The sequence below is a fragment of the Phenylobacterium sp. genome, from assembly GCF_030697305.1.
Taxonomy (GTDB): domain Bacteria; phylum Pseudomonadota; class Alphaproteobacteria; order Caulobacterales; family Caulobacteraceae; genus Phenylobacterium.
In genome coordinates, this window is sequence record NZ_JAUYQL010000112.1 from 31,100 (window position 1) to 46,661 (window position 15,562).

Below are 15,562 nucleotides of genomic sequence, written 5' to 3' on the forward strand. Positions count from 1 at the left end.
CCGCAGTCGCCGGATGAATCCTTTCCACGGACACTGCGTTACGCTTGCAGTCCCGAGGAGATCGCGATGACCCCGACCCCCGCCGCCAGCCCGCTCAGGTCATTCTCCGTCCACGCGACCGAGGGTGCGCCCGGCCGTGCGCACATGGTCGAAGGCGCTTCGTTCGAGGACGCCGCCGTACACTTCGCGATGGAGTGGGGGGTGGATGCGGACGGCGATGGCGAGGCCTCGGTGATGGTCGAGGACCAGGATAGCGGCGAGCGCCACTGCTTCCGCATCGACCTGGGCTCCGGCGACGCGGCCCCCTGCGATTAGTCGAAGCCGCGCATTTCGGCCCAGACGTCGAACGGGTCACGGCTGGCGCGCAGGGTGTTGATCGCGTGCGCCTCGTCGCGATAGCCCAGCGCCATGCCAGAGAACACCATGTGGTCGTCCGGCAAGCCGAGGAAATCGGCCACGGTGCGCCAGTGGTTGGCCCAGTATTCCTGCGGGCAGGTGTCCAGCCCCCGCTCCACGGCCAGCAGCATCACGCTCTGCATGAACATGCCGAGGTCCGCCCACTGCGGCGGGCCAAGATTGCGGTCGAGACAGAAGAACAGGCCAACCGGCGCGCCGAAGAACTCGGCGTTGCGGGCGAGTTGGCGCAGGCGCGCCGGCTTGTCCTCGCGCGGGATGCCGATGGACCGGTAGAGGTCCTCGCCGTTCTGGAAGCGCCGCGTGCGGAACGGGTCCCACAGGTTGGCCGGGTAGACGGCGTATTGCGGCGGCTGGCCTAGAGGGTTCGCCGCGACCGCGGCTTTGAATTCGGTGAGCGCCTCGCCGGCCAGGGCGTAGACGCGCCAGGGCTGCAGATTGCCGCCCGATGGGCTCTGGGCCGCGGCCTGCAGGATCTCACGCACCAGAGCGCCCGGCACGGGGTCGGTCTTGAAGGCGCGGATGCTGATCCGGTTGGCGACGGCTTCGGACACGTTCATGGGCAGGCTCCTCAGCGCGACTTGACCCGGATTGCGGCGCATCGCAAGCACGCTCCCTGGGGGTGACGCAAGGAAGCCGCGCGTGAACGCCAAGCCTGCCCGCAGCCGAGAACCCAAGGCGCCGCGCCGTGGCCTGTTCGGTCGCATGATGCGCACGCTGTTCACGCTGGTGCTTGTGTTCGGCTTCATCGGGCCGGTGCTGGTCACCGCGGTGTATCGGTTCGTACCGCCGCCGATCACCTATCTGATGATCGAGCGCACGGTCGACGGACGGGGCTTCGACCGGCGCTGGCGACCGCTGGAGCGGATCTCGCCGGCGCTCGTCCGCGCGGTGATCGCGGCTGAGGACGCGCATTTCTGCGACCACCACGGCTTCGACTTCGCGGCCATGGAAAGGGCCATGAAGAACAACGAACGGCGGCCGAACAAAATCCGCGGCGGGTCGACCATCTCGCAGCAGACCGCCAAGAACGTCTTCCTGTGGCCGCAGCGCTCCTACGTGCGCAAAGGCCTGGAGGCCTATTTCACGGTGCTGATCGAGTTCCTGTGGGGTAAGCCCAGGATCATGGAGGTCTATCTCAACTCCATCGAATGGGGGCCGGGGGTGTACGGCGCGGAGGCGGCCGCCAGGCGCAACTTCGGGGTCGGCGCCGACAAGCTGTCGCAGGCCCAGGCCGCGCGGCTGGCGGCGATCCTGCCCAGCCCGCTGAAATGGCGCGCCGCCGCTCCCGGGCCCTACGTGAAGCGCCGCTCGGGAAGGATCGGGGCTGCGGCAGGAACCGTGCGCCGCGATGGTCTGGCGGCCTGCGTCCTGCGTTAGTGACGGATCGGGCGGCGTGCAGCCGTTCCACGGCGATCAAGGAGCTGCCCCATGCGCATCGGCGTCCCGCGGGAGATCAAGCCTGACGAGCATCGCGTGGGGCTCACCCCCACCGCAGCGCGCGAATATGTGGTGCATGGCCACCAGGTGGTGGTCGAGGCCGGAGCCGGAGCCGACGCGGGTTACCCAGACGAGGCCTACAGGCGCGCCGGCGCGACGCTGGAGGCCAGCGCCGAGGCGGTGTTCGCGAGCGCCGGACTGATCGTCAAGGTGAAGGAGCCGCAGGCCCAGGAGTGGGCGCGGCTGAAGCCTGGCCAGATCCTGTTCACCTACCTGCACCTGGCCCCGGATCCGGAACAGACGAAGGGCCTGCTGGCCTCCAAATGCGCCGCCATCGCCTATGAGACCGTCACCGACGACCGCAAGGGTCTGCCCCTGCTGGCCCCGATGTCGGAAGTCGCCGGCCGGATCGCCGTCTTCTCGGCCGCCGAGACCCTGCTCAAGCACAACGGCGGCATGGGGCTGCTGTTCTGCGGCGTCCCGGGCGTGGCCCCCGCCCGCGTGCTGGTGCTGGGCGGCGGCGTGGTCGGCTTCAACGCCGCCCGCATGGCCATGGGTCTGGGCGCCGAGGTGGTGATCCTCGAACGCTCGATCCCGCGCATGGCCTATATCGACGAGGTCACCAACGGCCGCGTCATCACCCGCTATTCCTCGATCGGCGCGATCGAGGAAGAACTGGTCAAGGCCGACGTCATCATCGGCGCCGTGCTGGTCCCCGGGGCCGAGGCGCCCAAGCTGATCAAGCGCGAACACCTCAAGCAGATGAAGCCCGGCTCGGTGCTGGTCGACGTCGCCATCGACCAGGGCGGCTGTTTCGAGACCAGCCACGCCACGACCCACGAAGACCCCACCTATGTCGTCGACGACGTGGTCCACTATTGCGTCGCCAACATGCCGGGCGCCGCGCCACGCACCTCGTCGGAAGCCCTCAACAACGCCACCCTGCCGTTCGGCTTGGCCCTGGCCGACAAGGGGCTCGAAGCGCTGAAGCAGAACCCTCACCTGGCGCGCGGCCTCAACGTCCTGAAGGGGGAGATCACCTATCCGGCGGTCGCCGAGGCGCTGGACATGCCCTGGAGCGATCCGTTCGGGGTGTGGGCGAAGGGCTGATCGCAGGTCCTTCCCCTTCCTGGAGCGAAGTCGGCCCGGACGCCCTCCTCAACCGGTCAGGCTCCAGGGGGGGAGGGGACGGGAAGGAAGGCCGGGTTCGCGCGGCGCGGCAATCCGGCTATAGGCCGCGCCATGACCACCCTTCTGTATGGCCGCCCGCCGGCGGTGTTCGATCCGCCCGGCGCGGCGACGCAGGTTTCTCCGCTGATCCCGGGCTCGACATCGCTCGAGGATGTCGCCGAAGGCTCGGCCGACGCCGTCATGATCTATGCCCCGCCCGGCGTGCTGGAGCGGCGCCACACCCTGGCTCTCGCGCTGAAGGCGCTGAAGCCGGGCGGGCGGCTGGACGTCATGGCGGCCAAGGACAAGGGCGGCTCGCGGCTGAAGAAGGAGCTGGAGGGCTTCGGCGTCGAGGTCGGCGAGAGCGCCAAGGCGCACCACCGCCGCTGCGTCGTCATCCGGCCGGAAACGCTGATCGGAATCGATGAGGCGATCGCGGCGGGGGCGCCGCGTCTGGTCGAGGGGCTGGAGGCCTGGTCGCAGCCGGGCGTATTCGCCTGGGACCGGATCGACGCGGGGTCGCTGCTGCTGGCGCAGACCGCGCCGGCGCTGAAGGGGGCCGGGGCCGATCTGGGCTGCGGCTACGGCGCTCTGGCGACGGTGGTGCTGGGTTCACCGGCGGCAGCCTCGCTGCGGCTGATCGATCTGGACCGCCGGGCGATCGCGGCGGCGCGGAAGAATGTGACCGACCCGCGCGCGACGTTCGAATGGGCCGATGCGCGGACTTTGGAGGCGGCGGGCGACCTCGACTTCGTGGTCACCAATCCCCCGTTCCATGACGGCGGGGCGGAGGACAAGCGGCTGGGGCAGGCCTTCATCCGGCAGGCGGCGGCCATGCTGGGCAAGGGCGGGGTGTTGTGGCTCGTGGCCAATCGCCACCTGCCCTATGAGGCCGAGCTGAACGCGGCCTTCAAACGCGTGCGGATGGCCGCCGACGCGGGCGGCTACAAGGTGTTCGAGGCCATCAAGTGAAAACCCCCACCGCGCGCGTCGACAAGCTGCTGGGCTCGATGGGCTATGGCTCGCGGACCGAGATGGCGCGGCTGGGCAAGGCCGGCGGCATCGTTCTGGACGGGGCCGATCTGACAGACGTGTCGAAGCGCATCGCGGTGACGCCGGACCTGCCGGCGCGGATGGAGATCGACGGCGAGCCGCTGGATCCGCCGCCGGGGCTGGTGATGATGCTGCACAAGCCGTTGGGCATGACCTGTTCGCGCAAGGAGGACGGGGCCCTGGTCTATGACGTCCTGCCGCCGCGCTGGCGGCGGCGCGACCCGGCCATTTCGACCATCGGCCGGCTGGACAAACAGACAACGGGCCTGCTGCTGCTGACCGACGACGGCGACCTGCTGCACCGGGTGATCTCGCCCAAACGCCATGTGGCCAAGGTCTATCGCGCCACCCTGGCGCGGCCGCTGGACGGGACCGAGGAGGCGGTGTTCGCCGCCGGCGGCCTGGTGCTGGAGGGCGAGGACAAGCCGCTGTCGCCGGCGGTGCTGGAGGTGCTGTCGCCGACCGAGGCGCGGCTGACGGTGACGGAGGGGCGCTATCACATGGTGCGGCGGATGTTCGCGGCGGTGGGCAACCACGTCGAGGGCCTGCACCGCGAACGGGTCGGCGGCCTGGCCCTGCCGGACGATCTGGCCCCGGGGGACTGGCGGCTGCTGGATCAGGACCAGATCGATCTGGTCTTCGCCTGACGGAACCGCTGCGCCGCGGCCGACTTATCGCTGCGCTTGCAGCGGAGACGGCATGACCGGGGCGACGATCAAGAGAGACCTGCGCACGGGGCGGTCGCTGTGGGCCGACAGCCCCGGGGCTGGGCGTGCCGGTGCGGCCGCTGAAAGAGGCGATTTCGGTCGATGTCGCCATCGTCGGGGCCGGGATCAGCGGCGCCTTCATGGCCCATGAACTGAGCCGGGATCATTCGTTGGCGGTGCTGGACCGGCGGCCGCCGCTGACCGGATCGACCGTGGCCTCCACCGCCCTGCTGCAATGGGAGATCGACCTGCCGCTGACGGCCCTGGCCGGGAAGGTCGGGATGGCGAAGGCGAAGCGGGCCTGGCTGCGCTCGCGCTCGGCGGTCGATGCCCTGAAGCGGATCGTGGCCGGGGAGCGGATCGTCTGCGGGCTGAAGGACAAGGACACCCTGTATCTGGCCGGCGACGCCTATGGCCACCGGGCGCTGGAGGCCGAGGCGGAGGCGCGGGAGGCGATCGGACTGGAGAGCGAATATATCGGCCCGGAGGCCCTGCGTGATCGCTTCGGCGTCGACCGGACCGGCGCCATCGTCAGCCGCGGCTCGGCCAGCGGCGATCCGGCGCGGCTGGCGGCGGCCCTGCTGCGACGGGCGCAGGAGAACGGAGCCAGGGTGTATTCGCGGGTCGAGGTGATGGAGGCCGCCAGCGATCCGGACGGCGTCACCCTGCTGACCGACGCGGGCCATGCGGTGCGGGCGAAATCGGTGGTGTTCTGCTGCGGCTACGAGTTTCCCAGGGGCGTGCCGACGCCGGGAGCGGAGGTGATCTCGACCTGGGCCATGGCCTCGAAGCCGCGCCAGCGTTGTCCGGCGTGGCTGCGCGAGACGCTGGTCTGGGAGGCGTCGGATCCATACCTCTATTTCCGCATGGGCGGGGACGGCCGGCTGATCGTCGGCGGCGAGGACGAGGCGACGCCGGACGCCCATGCGGATCAGGCGAAGCTGAAGCGGAAATGCGAGACCATCGTGAAGAAACTCCACGCCCTGCTGCCCGGAGTCGAATTCGAGGTCGACTACAGCTGGGCGGGGGCGTTCGGCGAGAGCGCGACCGGTCTGCCCTCGATCGCGCCGGTGCCGGACATGGAGCACGCCTGGGCGGTGATGGGGTTCGGAGGCAACGGCATCACCTATTCGGTGATCGCCTCGCAGGTGGTGTCCACAGCGCTGCGCGGCGGGGTCGACCCGGACGCAGACCTGTACCGGCCTTGACCCCGGCGGACGGCGGGGGCAACTGCGGCGGATGAGCGCCCACGCCAAGATCTGCGGCCTTACCACGCCCAGGACGCTGGATGCGGCGCTGGCGGGCGGCGCGGCCTTCGTCGGGGCGGTGGTGTTTCCGAAGAGCCCGCGCCACATCGACCCGCTGCACGCCGCGACCCTGTTCGAACGGGCGCGGGGCAAGGCGAAGGTGGTGGCCGTGACGGTGGACGCCGACGACGCCCTGCTGACCGAGATCGCCCTGATCCTGAAGCCGGACCTGGTCCAGTTGCACGGCCATGAGACGCGCGAGCGGGCCGAGCGGGTCCGGTTGCTGACCGGGGCGGGGATCATCAAGGTCCTGCCGATCCGGACGCATGAGGATTTCGCCGAGGCGGACGACTGGGAGCCGTTCGCCGATCATCTGATGTTCGACGCCAGACCGCCCGAGGGGTCGCATCTGCCGGGCGGGGTCGGGGCGCGGTTCGACTGGGTCTTGCTGGCCGACCGGGCCTTTCGTCGCCCATGGTTCGTGGCAGGGGGCCTGACCCCGGACAATGTGGCGCAGGCGATCCGGGTCTCAGGGGCGCCGCTGGTGGATGTGTCCTCTGGCGTGGAAACCGCGCCGGGTGTTAAGGACCCCGCCCTGATCGCGGCGTTCCTCGAGGCGGTGCGGTCGGCCTGATTTCCGTCGCCTCCCCAAAAAGCCCGATTGTGCGTGAAAGCTTCATCCGTGAACGCCATCATCCCCAACCGCTACGCCATGCCTGACGCCGAAGGCCGGTTCGGTCCCTATGGCGGCCGGTTCGTGGCCGAGACCCTGATGCCGCTGGTTCATGAATTGAACGCGGCGTATGAGGCGGCCAAGGCCGATCCGACCTTTCAGGCCGAGCTGGACGGCTTCCTGACCGACTATGTCGGCCGGCCCAGCCCGCTGTATCTGGCCGAGCGGCTGACCGCCCACTACGGAGCCGCCGACATCTGGTTCAAGCGCGACGAGCTGAACCATACGGGCGCGCACAAGATCAATAACTGCATGGGGCAGATCCTGCTGGCCATGCGGATGGGCAAGACCCGGATCATCGCCGAGACCGGCGCTGGCCAGCACGGCGTGGCGACAGCGACCGTCTGCGCCCGTTTCGGCCTGAAATGCATCGTCTATATGGGTGCCACCGACGTCGAGCGGCAGTCACCCAATGTCTTCCGCATGAAGCTGCTGGGAGCCGAGGTGGTGCCGGTGACGGCGGGCCGGGCGACGCTCAAGGACGCCATGAACGAGGCGATGCGCGACTGGGTCACCAATGTCGAGGACACCTATTATCTGATCGGCACGGCGGCCGGGCCGCACCCCTATCCGGCCATGGTGCGCGACTTCCAGTCGGTGATCGGCAAGGAGACACGGGCCCAGATGCTGGCCCGCAAGGACAAGCTGCCCGACGCCTGCGTCGCGGCCATCGGCGGCGGGTCGAACGCCATCGGCCTGTTCCACCCCTTCATCGAGGACGCCGGCGTGCGTCTGATCGGGGTCGAGGCGGCCGGGCGCGGGTTGGACGGTCCGGATCACGCGGCCAGCCTGCAGGGCGGGCGCCCCGGGGTGCTGCACGGCAACCGCACCTATCTGCTGCAGGACGACGACGGCCAGATTCTGGAAGGCCATTCGATCTCGGCCGGTCTCGACTATCCCGGCATCGGCCCCGAACACGCCTGGCTCAAGGACATCGGCCGCGCCGAATACCGCGCCGCCACCGACGCCGAGGCGCTGGAAGCCTTCCAGCTGTGTTCGAAGCTGGAGGGGATCATTCCGGCGCTGGAGCCCAGCCACGCCCTGGCTCGTGTCGGCGAGATCGCGAAGGAAGTGGGCCAGGGCGGCGATATCGTGCTGAATATGTGCGGGCGGGGCGACAAGGACATTTTCGCCGTGGCGAAACATCTGGGCGTGGAGTTGTAGAGATGAATATGATCGTTCTGGCCGCCGCGGCGGCCTTGCTGGCCCCGCCGGCGACGGCGGGCCAGGACCCGGCCGCCTCGCCCGAGGCCATGGTGCTTCCTGGCGCGACCCTCGCCCCGGATTGCGGCAATCTGTACGGCCTCGCGGGGAGGGCCTTCTGCGTCAGCGCCCCGCTGACGGAAATTGGGGGCCTGGCCGACGCCTATATCGCCGACCTCCAGACCCGGGGCTGGATCCCGGCCGGCGGCGACGACAACCGCGTGGTGTTCGTGCGCCGCCGCGACGGCGGCGGCTGCGACGGTCTCCAGATGCACGCCTTTTACAACACCTCCCTGCCCACGGGCCCGGAGGCTGTGGGCTACCTCGGGCTCGGCCCGATCCCGGGCGACGTCTGTTCGGACCAGCCGGCTCCGCTGGCGACGCCCGCGCCGCCCGCTGAATGACGACCCAACGCATCGACGCCCGTTTCGCCGCGCTGAAGGCCGACGGCCGGGCCGGGTTCGTGGCCTATGTCATGGCCGGGGACCCGACGCGGGACGAGGCGCTGCAGATCCTGCGCGGCCTGCCGGCGGCGGGCGCGGACATCATCGAGCTGGGATTTCCCTTCTCTGACCCGATGGCCGAAGGGCCGCCGATCCAGCGCGCCGCCCTGCGCGGCCTCAAGGCCGGGTTGACGCTGCGTGGGACCCTGGACCTGGCCCGCGACTTCCGCGCCCGCGACGCGGACACGCCGGTGATCCTGATGGGCTATCTCAATCCCATCGAGAGCTATGGCCATGCCGCCTTCGCCCGCGACGCGGCCGCCAGCGGCGTCGACGGGGTGATCGTGGTCGACTGCCCGCCGGAGGAGGCGGGGCCGCTGTCGGACGCCCTGGACGCGGCGTCGGTGTCGCTGATCCGGCTGGCCACGCCGACCTCGGATGACGCGCGGCTGAAACTGATCGCCGAACGGACCTCGGGCTTCGTCTACTATGTCTCGGTCGCCGGCGTGACCGGGGTCTAGGAGGCCCAGACCCTGTCCGTGGCCCCGGCGGTGGAGCGGGTGCGCAAGGCCTCGGGCCTGCCGGTGGCGGTCGGCTTCGGGGTCAGGACGCCCGAGCGCGCGGCGGAGATCGCCCGGGTCGCCGATGCGGTGGTGGCCGGTTCGGTGCTGGTCGACGAGGTGGCGGCGGCGCTGGCGGCGAACGAACCCGCCGTTCCGCGCGTTCTGGCGAAGGTGAAGGCCCTCGCGGACGCGGTCCGGGGTGCGCGGGTCGCGGAAACGGTCTAAAGCGCGCCCATGGCTGAGAAGAACCCTCCCAAACCCCAGGAAAAACCCCAGGAACGACGGGGGGGCTGGCTGTCGCGCTTCGCGCCCGGCGTTCGCAAGATCGTCAGCCGGCGCGATACGCCCGACAATCTGTGGGTCAAGGACCCCGATTCCGGCGAGATGCTGTACCGCCCGGATCTGGAAGCCAGCCTGTGGGTCACGCCCTCGGGCCGGCATATGCGGATCGACGCCCCGACGCGGCTGCGCGCCACCTTCGACGACGGCGCCTGGGAGACCATCGACACGCCGGACGTGCCTGAGGACCCGCTGAAATTTTCGGACGGCAAGCCCTACAAGGACCGTCTGGCCGCCGCGCGCAAGGCGTCTGGCCGCAAGGATGCGATGGCCATCGGCTTCGGCGAACTGGACGGCACGCCGGCGGTGGTCATCGTCCAGGACTTCACCTTCATGGGCGGATCGCTGGGCATGGCGGCGGGCGAGGCCTTCATCGCCGCGGCCCGGGCGGCCATCGAACGCGGCGTGCCCCTGGTCTGTTTCACCGCCGCCGGCGGGGCGCGGATGCAGGAGGGCGCCCTCAGCCTGATGCAGATGGCCCGCACGACCCTGGCCATCCAGGAGCTGAAGGCGGCGCAGCTGCCCTTCGTCGTGGTGCTGACCGATCCCACCACCGGCGGGGTCACCGCCAGCTACGCCATGCTCGGCGACGTCCATCTGGCCGAGCCGGGGGCCCTGATCGGCTTCGCCGGCCCGCGCGTGATCGAGGCCACCATCCGCGAGAAACTCCCGCCCGGCTTCCAGCGCGCCGAATATCTGCAGGAGAAGGGCATGGTCGACAAGGTCGTGCCGCGGGCGGAGCTGCCCGAGACCCTGGGCCGGATCCTGTCGATGCTGATGGGCGGGAAGCGCCGGGCGGCTTGAATGCGCCCTCCACCTGCAAGGGGAGAAGGGTAGTGGATCCGATTTCCCAGAGGCTCAGGCTACGCCATCCGCAGCGCATCGATCTGTCGCTGGACCGAATGCGGGTGTTGTGCGCCGGTCTGGGCGATCCCCAGCACAGGCTGCCGCCGGTGGTCCATGTCGCGGGCACCAACGGCAAGGGTTCGACGGTCGCCTTCATCCGCGCCATCGCCGAGGCGGCGGGGCTGACGGTCCACGCCTATACCTCGCCGCATCTGGTGCGGTTCAATGAACGCATCCGGCTGGCCGGCACGCTGATCGAGGACGAGGCGCTGAACGCCATTCTCGACCGTATCGAAGCAGTCGGCAGCGAGGCGACGGTGTTCGAGAGCGCTACGGCCGCCGCCTTTGTGGCCATGAGCGAGACGCGGGCCGACCTGGCCATCGTCGAGGTCGGTCTCGGCGGGGTGCTCGACGCCACCAATGTGATCGAGAGGCCGCTGCTCAGCGTCATCACCCCGGTCGACCTCGACCACGCCGAATTCCTCGGCGACAGCCTGCATGGCGTGGCGGTGGAAAAGGCGGGCGTCCTCAAGCCGGGCGCGCGCGGCCTGATCGCCCGTCAGGCCGAGACGGCCATGGCGGCCATCGAGGCGGCGGCGCGGGCGGTGCATGCGCCCCTGACCGTCATGGGGGTGGATTTCGACGCCTGGGCCGAGCGCGGCGGCCTGGCCTTCCAGGACCCGGAGCGGTTTCTGGACCTGCCGGTCCCGGCTCTGACGGGTCCGCACCAGATCGACAACGCCGGGCTGGCGGTGGCGGTCGCCCTGGAACTGGACCTGCCCGAGACGGCCATCGCCGAGGGGCTGCGCACGGTTCGCTGGCCGGCGCGAATGCAGCGGTTGACGGCAGGCCCCTATGCCGAGGCTGCGCGGGCGGCCGACGCCGAACTGTGGCTGGACGGTGGGCACAATCCGCATGCGGCGGCGGCGCTGGCGGCGGCGCTGGCCGAACGGCAGGCCAGGGCGCCGCGGCCTTTGGCCCTGGTCGTCGGCATGCTGGCCAACAAGGACGCGGGCGGTTTCTTCGAGGCGCTGAAAGCCTCCGGCGCGGCGGTATTCACCGTGCCCTTCGAGGGGGCGGCGGCCGAACCGGAGGCCCTGGCGGCGGTGGCGCGCGGGCGCGGGCTCGGCGCGACTCCCTGCGCCTCGATCGAAGAGGCTTTGACCCGGGCCCTGGCGCTGGGCGCCGGGCGGGTGGTCATCTGCGGCTCGCTCTATCTGGCGGGCGAGGTGCTGGGCGCGGCGCGCGAGACCTGGCCGGACTGAGGCCCGCCGGGGGAGCGGGCCGGCGCCGGAGTCAGGCGGCGGCCTGGCCGATTCCTGCCTCGGCCAGCCATTCGACGATCTTGCCCTTGGGCATGGCGCCGACCTTCATCGAGGCCATCTGGCCGTCCTTGAACAGCATCAGGGTGGGGATGCCCTTCACGCCCAGTTTCGACGGGATCATGGGGCTGTCGTCGATATTGACCTTGGCGATCACCACCTGGCCGGCCAGTTCGTCGGCGATCTGCTCCAGGGCCGGGCCGATCTGCTTGCAGGGGCCGCACCATTCGGCCCAGAAATCGACCAGCACGGGGGTGGACGACTTGAGGACGTCGGCTTCAAAGCTGTCGTCGGTGACCTTGACGGTGGCCATGGGGAAAATTCTCCAGATGGGCGGGGTCCCGGGGCGAACCGGGCGCTTCGCAGCGGATGTGGGCGGTCGCGGCGCTCAAATCAACATCAGGGCGTCGTCCATCATCGCCGGCGGGACCGGCATCAGGCGCGGACCGTCGGTCCAGACCAGGGCCGCCTCGACTGCGCGGTCGGGATACAACTGCCTCAGCACGGCGACGTAGAGGGCGATCTGCAGCACATAGGCGGGGTCGGCGTCCCCGATCCTGTCCGGGGCGGGCCGGTTGGTCTTGTAGTCCACCACCAGCACCCGGTCGGGCGCGACGACCAGACGGTCGATCTGTCCGGCGATGGCCACGCCCGCGACCGTCCCGGTTACGGCCACCTCGGGGCGTGATCCCGGACCGAAGACCGGCCCGAACCGCGCATCGTCCAGCACCGCGAAGGCGGCGGCGATCATCTCAGCCCGCTGCGCGTCGTCTAGGTCCCGCTCCCGCGACATCATGCGGCGACCGGCGTCGGCCCGCGCATCGGGGGCGATATCGGGCAGCCGCTCCAGCAGCCGGTGGATCAGATCGCCGCGCCGGAACCGGCCCAGGGGCGCGCCGGGTCCGGCGGTCACGGCCAGCGGCGAGGGGGCGGGAATGCGGATCAGCGCGTCCATCTTCGAGGGCGAGGCGAAGCGGGCGGTTCCATCGGCCGCCGGAGCCTCCCGCGCCCAGGCGGGAACGACGGCGGATGGCGCGCGTCCGATGGTTCCGGCGAGAAGGCGCTCCGGATCGACGCCGAAGCGCAGCACGCCGTCGCCGATGTCGCGAGCGTTGAGCGGCTCATCCTCGCCCAACCGGGCGAAGGTTTCGGCGATGACGCTCCACCAGCTGCCGGGCTCGAAGCCTTCCTCCGGCCGCCGGAGCGCCCGTCCCATGACTGCCAGCCGGTCGCGCGCGCGCGTCAGGGCGACATAGAGCAGGCGCAGGGACTCGGCGTCGGTGCGGGCGACCCGGGCCTCGCGCGCGGCCCTGGAGGCGGGGCAGTCGTCCTTCGACGAGCCGGGGCACATCAGCCAGCCCTCGCCCTCCGCGCCGTCCTCGCCGGCGGCGGGCATCAGGGTCGGGCCCTGCGGCTTGGCCCGCGAGGTGGTGTCGGGAAGGATGACGATCGGCGCCTCCAGCCCCTTGGCCCCGTGGACGGTCATGACCCGGACCTCGTCGCGGGCCCCCTCCATCTCGCGCTTGACCTCGACGTCGGCAGCTTCCAGCAGGGCGACGCAGGTCTCCAGATCGACGCCGCCCCGGCCCTCGGCGGCCAGGACCTGGGCCAGGGTCTCGTCGATCGCCTCCTCGGCCTCGCGGCCCAGCCGGGCGAGGATGCGGGCGCGGCCCGAGACGCCGGCAGCGTCGACCCGGTTCAGCAGGCTGGAGAAGAAGGCGAAGGGGTCGCGGTCGCGGGCGTCGAGCGCGGCCTGGAGGAAATCATGGGCGCGGCCCCATTGCGGCTGTTCCCCGGCCCGCTCGCGCAGCGTGCGCCACAGGGAGCGGCCCGCGCGGGCCTCCTTGTCGGCCAGGGGGTAGAGGCTGTGCGGGTCGCCGAAATCGCTGACGTCGCAGAAGGGGCTGCGCAGGACCTCGGCCAGGCTCAGGTCGTCGTCGGGGTAGAGGGCGAAACGGGCCGCGGCGATCAGGTCGTCGAAGACGATATGGCTGCTGAGCTTCAGCCGGTCGGCCCCCGCGACGGGCACGGCCTCGGCCTTGAGGGCGCGAATGATCTCCTCGAACAGGGCGTCGCGGCGGCGGACCAGCACGAGGAAATCGCCCCAGCGGGCGGGGCGCAGGCCTTCGGAGCTCCTGTGGTCATGGACGGCGGTCCCGGCCTCGACCTGTTTGCGGATGTCGCGGGCGAGGGCCTGGGCCAGCTGTTTGCGGCCGCCGCGGGCGTCCTCCTTGTCGACCGGGGCGTTCCAGGCTTCGCGGTCCGGCGCGGCCGGATCCCGGAACAGCGGCCACAGGTCGACCGAGCCGTGCTGGCCGACGCGGGCCGGATGGTGGGTCGGGATGTCGCCCGAGACGCCGACCAGGGCGCGGGTCCGCTCGGGCCCCTCGAAGGCGGCGTCGACGAAGGCCAGCACCTCCTCGGTCGAGCGGAAGGAGGTGTCCAGCGGCACTTCCTGGAACGGACGGCCGGCGCCGCGGGCGAGGGCCTCATAGGCCTGGGCCTCCTGCCGCAGCCGCTCGGGGCGGGCGCCCTGGAAGGAGTAGATCGACTGTTTCTCGTCGCCGACGGCGAAGACCGTGCGGGGGATGCGGGGGACGGTTTCGCCCCGCCGCGGGGCGCCCTCGCCCGAGAAAAACTCCTCGGTCAGGGCCTTGAAGATGGCCCACTGGTCGGGGGCGGTGTCCTGGGCTTCGTCGACGAGGACATGTTCAATGCCGCCGTCCAGCTTGAACAGCACCCAGGCGGCGGTGGACCGCTGGGTGAGCAGGTCCACGGTCCGGACTACCAGGTCGGAGAAGTCGAGCGCGCCCTGCCGGGCCTTGGCGCTCTCGTAGAGGGCGGCGTGGGCCTGGGCCAGGGTCAGGGCCTTGACGGTGTCGTCGGCCACCCGGGCGGCGCGCATGCGGTCGAGGACGGCGCAGTATTTGTGCGAGACGGAGTCGAGGTAGGCCGCCGCGGCGGGCGGGGCGTTCTTCGTGCCGAATTTGGTCCGCGCCCTGCCCTCCGAGTCGATGAAGAGCGCCTTCAGGGCGGCCAGGCTGGTGTGCGGCGGGACCGCCTCGCGCATCCGGGCGGCGATCTTCTGGTCGTTGGTCGAGCCCGTGGCGAAGCCGTCGGCGGCGGCGCGCCAGGCGGCGGGGTCGAGCCAACTCAGGAAATCGCCTTCGATCGCCGACGGGGTTTCGTCCTCGGAGACGCCGGCGAGGATGTGCGGGCCGGGCGCGAAGCCCGAGGTCCAACGGTCGACGTAGGCGACCAGTTTGCCGCGTTCCGATTCGATCATGGCCAACAGGGCGTGGAAGGCTTTCCAGTCCAGCTCGACCGCGAAATGGGCGTAGGCGGCGCCCAACCGACCGTCGGGATCGGCCAGCGCCGCGCGGGCCAGGTCCTCGCGCGCGGCATGCGACAGGGCGACGGCGGCCTCGTTCTCCAGCACCCTGAAGGTGGGGGAGACGCCGGCCTCGATCGGGAAGCGGCGCAGCAGTTTTTCGCAGAAGGCGTGGATGGTCTGGATCTTCAGCCCGCCGGGCGTCTCGAGGGCGCGGGCGAACAGGCGGCGGGCGTCGGACAGGTCGGCGGCGGTCAGGCGGGCGGGGTCGCGGTCGTCCAGCTGCGCCAGGTCGCGCGACAGGTCGGCGTCGTCCATCACGGCCCAGCGGCCCAGCTTGTCGAACAGCCGGGCCTGCATCTCGGCGGCGGCGGCCTTGGTGTAGGTGACGCAGAGGATCTCGCCGGGCGGGGCCTTCTGCAGCAGCAGCCGGGCCACCCGGTCGACGAGGGTGGTGGTCTTGCCCGAGCCGGCGTTGGCGGTGACGAAGACCGAGCGGCCGGGGTCGGCGGCGGTGCGCTGGTGGGCGCGGGCCTGTTCCAGGGGCGCCAAGGTCGACGGGACATGTGTCATTCGGGGGCCTCGTCCTCGCCGCCGACGACGTGCCATTCCCAGACCCGGGCCAGATGGTCGTAGTTGCCGCCGAAATTGCCCAGGATATGCGGCGCCGCCCAGGAGACATAGGGCCGGGCCTCGTCGTCGAAGGCGGCGACGCCATCGACCAGCCGGGCCAGTTCGCGCTCGGCCAGTT

At 70.8% G+C, this 15,562-nt stretch carries 15 protein-coding genes and 1 pseudogene; 12 read left to right on the plus strand and 4 right to left on the minus strand.

Annotated elements, in window-relative coordinates; genetic code table 11:
- Positions 1-66: 66 nt before the first annotated feature.
- Positions 67-315: a DUF5961 family protein gene (locus Q8R27_RS11650; RefSeq protein ID WP_305699181.1), complete on the plus strand. Its 249-nt coding sequence runs from the start codon at positions 67-69 to the stop codon at positions 313-315.
- Here the strand turns inward: Q8R27_RS11650 and Q8R27_RS11655 are convergent.
- Positions 312-974, minus strand: coding sequence for a nitroreductase (locus tag Q8R27_RS11655; RefSeq protein ID WP_305699182.1), 663 nt, complete (start codon positions 972-974; stop codon positions 312-314). The genes Q8R27_RS11650 and Q8R27_RS11655 overlap by 4 nt on opposite strands.
- 148 nt (positions 975-1,122) lie before the next feature.
- Between Q8R27_RS11655 and mtgA the strand changes: the two genes are divergently transcribed.
- The 11 genes and pseudogenes from mtgA (at position 1,123) to Q8R27_RS11710 (ending at position 11,423) form a co-directional block, all read left to right on the plus strand.
- A complete protein-coding gene (gene mtgA / locus Q8R27_RS11660) occupies positions 1,123-1,794 on the plus strand; it encodes a monofunctional biosynthetic peptidoglycan transglycosylase (protein ID WP_305699192.1) in 672 nt (223 codons plus the stop codon).
- A 51-nt stretch (positions 1,795-1,845) separates the two neighbouring features.
- Complete coding sequence (gene ald / locus Q8R27_RS11665; RefSeq protein ID WP_305699183.1) at positions 1,846-2,964, plus strand: alanine dehydrogenase; 1,119 nt, start codon at positions 1,846-1,848, stop codon at positions 2,962-2,964.
- A gap of 132 nt (positions 2,965-3,096) precedes the next feature.
- A complete protein-coding gene (locus Q8R27_RS11670) occupies positions 3,097-3,996 on the plus strand; it encodes a class I SAM-dependent methyltransferase (RefSeq protein ID WP_305699184.1) in 900 nt (299 codons plus the stop codon).
- Positions 3,997-4,034: 38 nt separating this feature from the next.
- Positions 4,035-4,724 carry a pseudouridine synthase gene (locus Q8R27_RS11675; protein ID WP_304928321.1) on the plus strand — a complete coding sequence of 230 codons (690 nt, stop codon included), beginning with the start codon at positions 4,035-4,037 and terminating at the stop codon, positions 4,722-4,724.
- A gap of 131 nt (positions 4,725-4,855) precedes the next feature.
- Positions 4,856-5,992, plus strand: a complete 1,137-nt coding sequence (locus Q8R27_RS11680; protein WP_305699185.1) for an FAD-binding oxidoreductase — start codon at positions 4,856-4,858, stop codon at positions 5,990-5,992.
- A gap of 31 nt (positions 5,993-6,023) precedes the next feature.
- A complete protein-coding gene (locus tag Q8R27_RS11685) occupies positions 6,024-6,665 on the plus strand; it encodes a phosphoribosylanthranilate isomerase (RefSeq protein WP_304928316.1) in 642 nt (213 codons plus the stop codon).
- A gap of 78 nt (positions 6,666-6,743) precedes the next feature.
- Entirely contained in the window at positions 6,744-7,928 is a 1,185-nt protein-coding gene (trpB, locus tag Q8R27_RS11690; protein WP_371134690.1) for a tryptophan synthase subunit beta, read from the plus strand.
- Between the two features lie 2 nt (positions 7,929-7,930).
- Positions 7,931-8,371: a hypothetical protein gene (locus Q8R27_RS11695; protein ID WP_305699187.1), complete on the plus strand. Its 441-nt coding sequence runs from the start codon at positions 7,931-7,933 to the stop codon at positions 8,369-8,371.
- Positions 8,368-9,198, plus strand: a pseudogene (gene trpA / locus Q8R27_RS11700) (tryptophan synthase subunit alpha). Before Q8R27_RS11695 ends, trpA begins: the two are co-directional and overlap by 4 nt.
- 9 nt (positions 9,199-9,207) lie before the next feature.
- Positions 9,208-10,116, plus strand: a complete 909-nt coding sequence (accD, locus tag Q8R27_RS11705; RefSeq protein WP_305699188.1) for an acetyl-CoA carboxylase, carboxyltransferase subunit beta — start codon at positions 9,208-9,210, stop codon at positions 10,114-10,116.
- Between the two features lie 32 nt (positions 10,117-10,148).
- Positions 10,149-11,423 (plus strand): folylpolyglutamate synthase/dihydrofolate synthase family protein, encoded by a 1,275-nt coding sequence (locus Q8R27_RS11710; protein WP_305699189.1) that lies wholly within the window; start codon positions 10,149-10,151, stop codon positions 11,421-11,423.
- A 31-nt stretch (positions 11,424-11,454) separates the two neighbouring features.
- Here the strand turns inward: Q8R27_RS11710 and trxA are convergent, their stop codons facing one another.
- The 3 genes from trxA to Q8R27_RS11725 all read right to left on the minus strand — a co-directional run.
- On the minus strand, positions 11,455-11,793 hold the full coding sequence (gene trxA, locus Q8R27_RS11715; RefSeq protein ID WP_304930182.1) for a thioredoxin: 339 nt from the start codon (positions 11,791-11,793) through the stop codon (positions 11,455-11,457).
- Between the two features lie 75 nt (positions 11,794-11,868).
- On the minus strand, positions 11,869-15,384 hold the full coding sequence (addA, locus tag Q8R27_RS11720; protein ID WP_305699190.1) for a double-strand break repair helicase AddA: 3,516 nt from the start codon (positions 15,382-15,384) through the stop codon (positions 11,869-11,871).
- Positions 15,381-15,562, minus strand: a 182-nt coding sequence (locus Q8R27_RS11725) for a hypothetical protein (protein ID WP_305699191.1), incomplete at its 5' end; no start/stop codon positions are given. The genes Q8R27_RS11725 and addA, both read right to left, overlap by 4 nt.

Excerpts from the sequence above, each read along its gene's own strand:
- Q8R27_RS11650 (WP_305699181.1), top strand. The coding sequence starts at position 67 with ATGACCCCGACCCCCGCCGCCAGCCCGCTCAGGTCATTCTCCGTCCAC.
- Q8R27_RS11655 (WP_305699182.1), bottom strand. The coding sequence starts at position 974 with ATGAACGTGTCCGAAGCCGTCGCCAACCGGATCAGCATCCGCGCCTTC.
- mtgA (WP_305699192.1), top strand. The coding sequence starts at position 1,123 with ATGCGCACGCTGTTCACGCTGGTGCTTGTGTTCGGCTTCATCGGGCCG.
- ald (WP_305699183.1), top strand. The coding sequence starts at position 1,846 with ATGCGCATCGGCGTCCCGCGGGAGATCAAGCCTGACGAGCATCGCGTG.
- Q8R27_RS11670 (WP_305699184.1), top strand. The coding sequence starts at position 3,097 with ATGACCACCCTTCTGTATGGCCGCCCGCCGGCGGTGTTCGATCCGCCC.
- Q8R27_RS11675 (WP_304928321.1), top strand. The coding sequence starts at position 4,035 with ATGGGCTATGGCTCGCGGACCGAGATGGCGCGGCTGGGCAAGGCCGGC.
- Q8R27_RS11685 (WP_304928316.1), top strand. The coding sequence starts at position 6,024 with ATGAGCGCCCACGCCAAGATCTGCGGCCTTACCACGCCCAGGACGCTG.
- trpB (WP_371134690.1), top strand. The coding sequence starts at position 6,744 with ATGCCTGACGCCGAAGGCCGGTTCGGTCCCTATGGCGGCCGGTTCGTG.
- Q8R27_RS11695 (WP_305699187.1), top strand. The coding sequence starts at position 7,931 with ATGAATATGATCGTTCTGGCCGCCGCGGCGGCCTTGCTGGCCCCGCCG.
- accD (WP_305699188.1), top strand. The coding sequence starts at position 9,208 with ATGGCTGAGAAGAACCCTCCCAAACCCCAGGAAAAACCCCAGGAACGA.
- trxA (WP_304930182.1), bottom strand. The coding sequence starts at position 11,793 with ATGGCCACCGTCAAGGTCACCGACGACAGCTTTGAAGCCGACGTCCTC.
- addA (WP_305699190.1), bottom strand. The coding sequence starts at position 15,384 with ATGACACATGTCCCGTCGACCTTGGCGCCCCTGGAACAGGCCCGCGCC.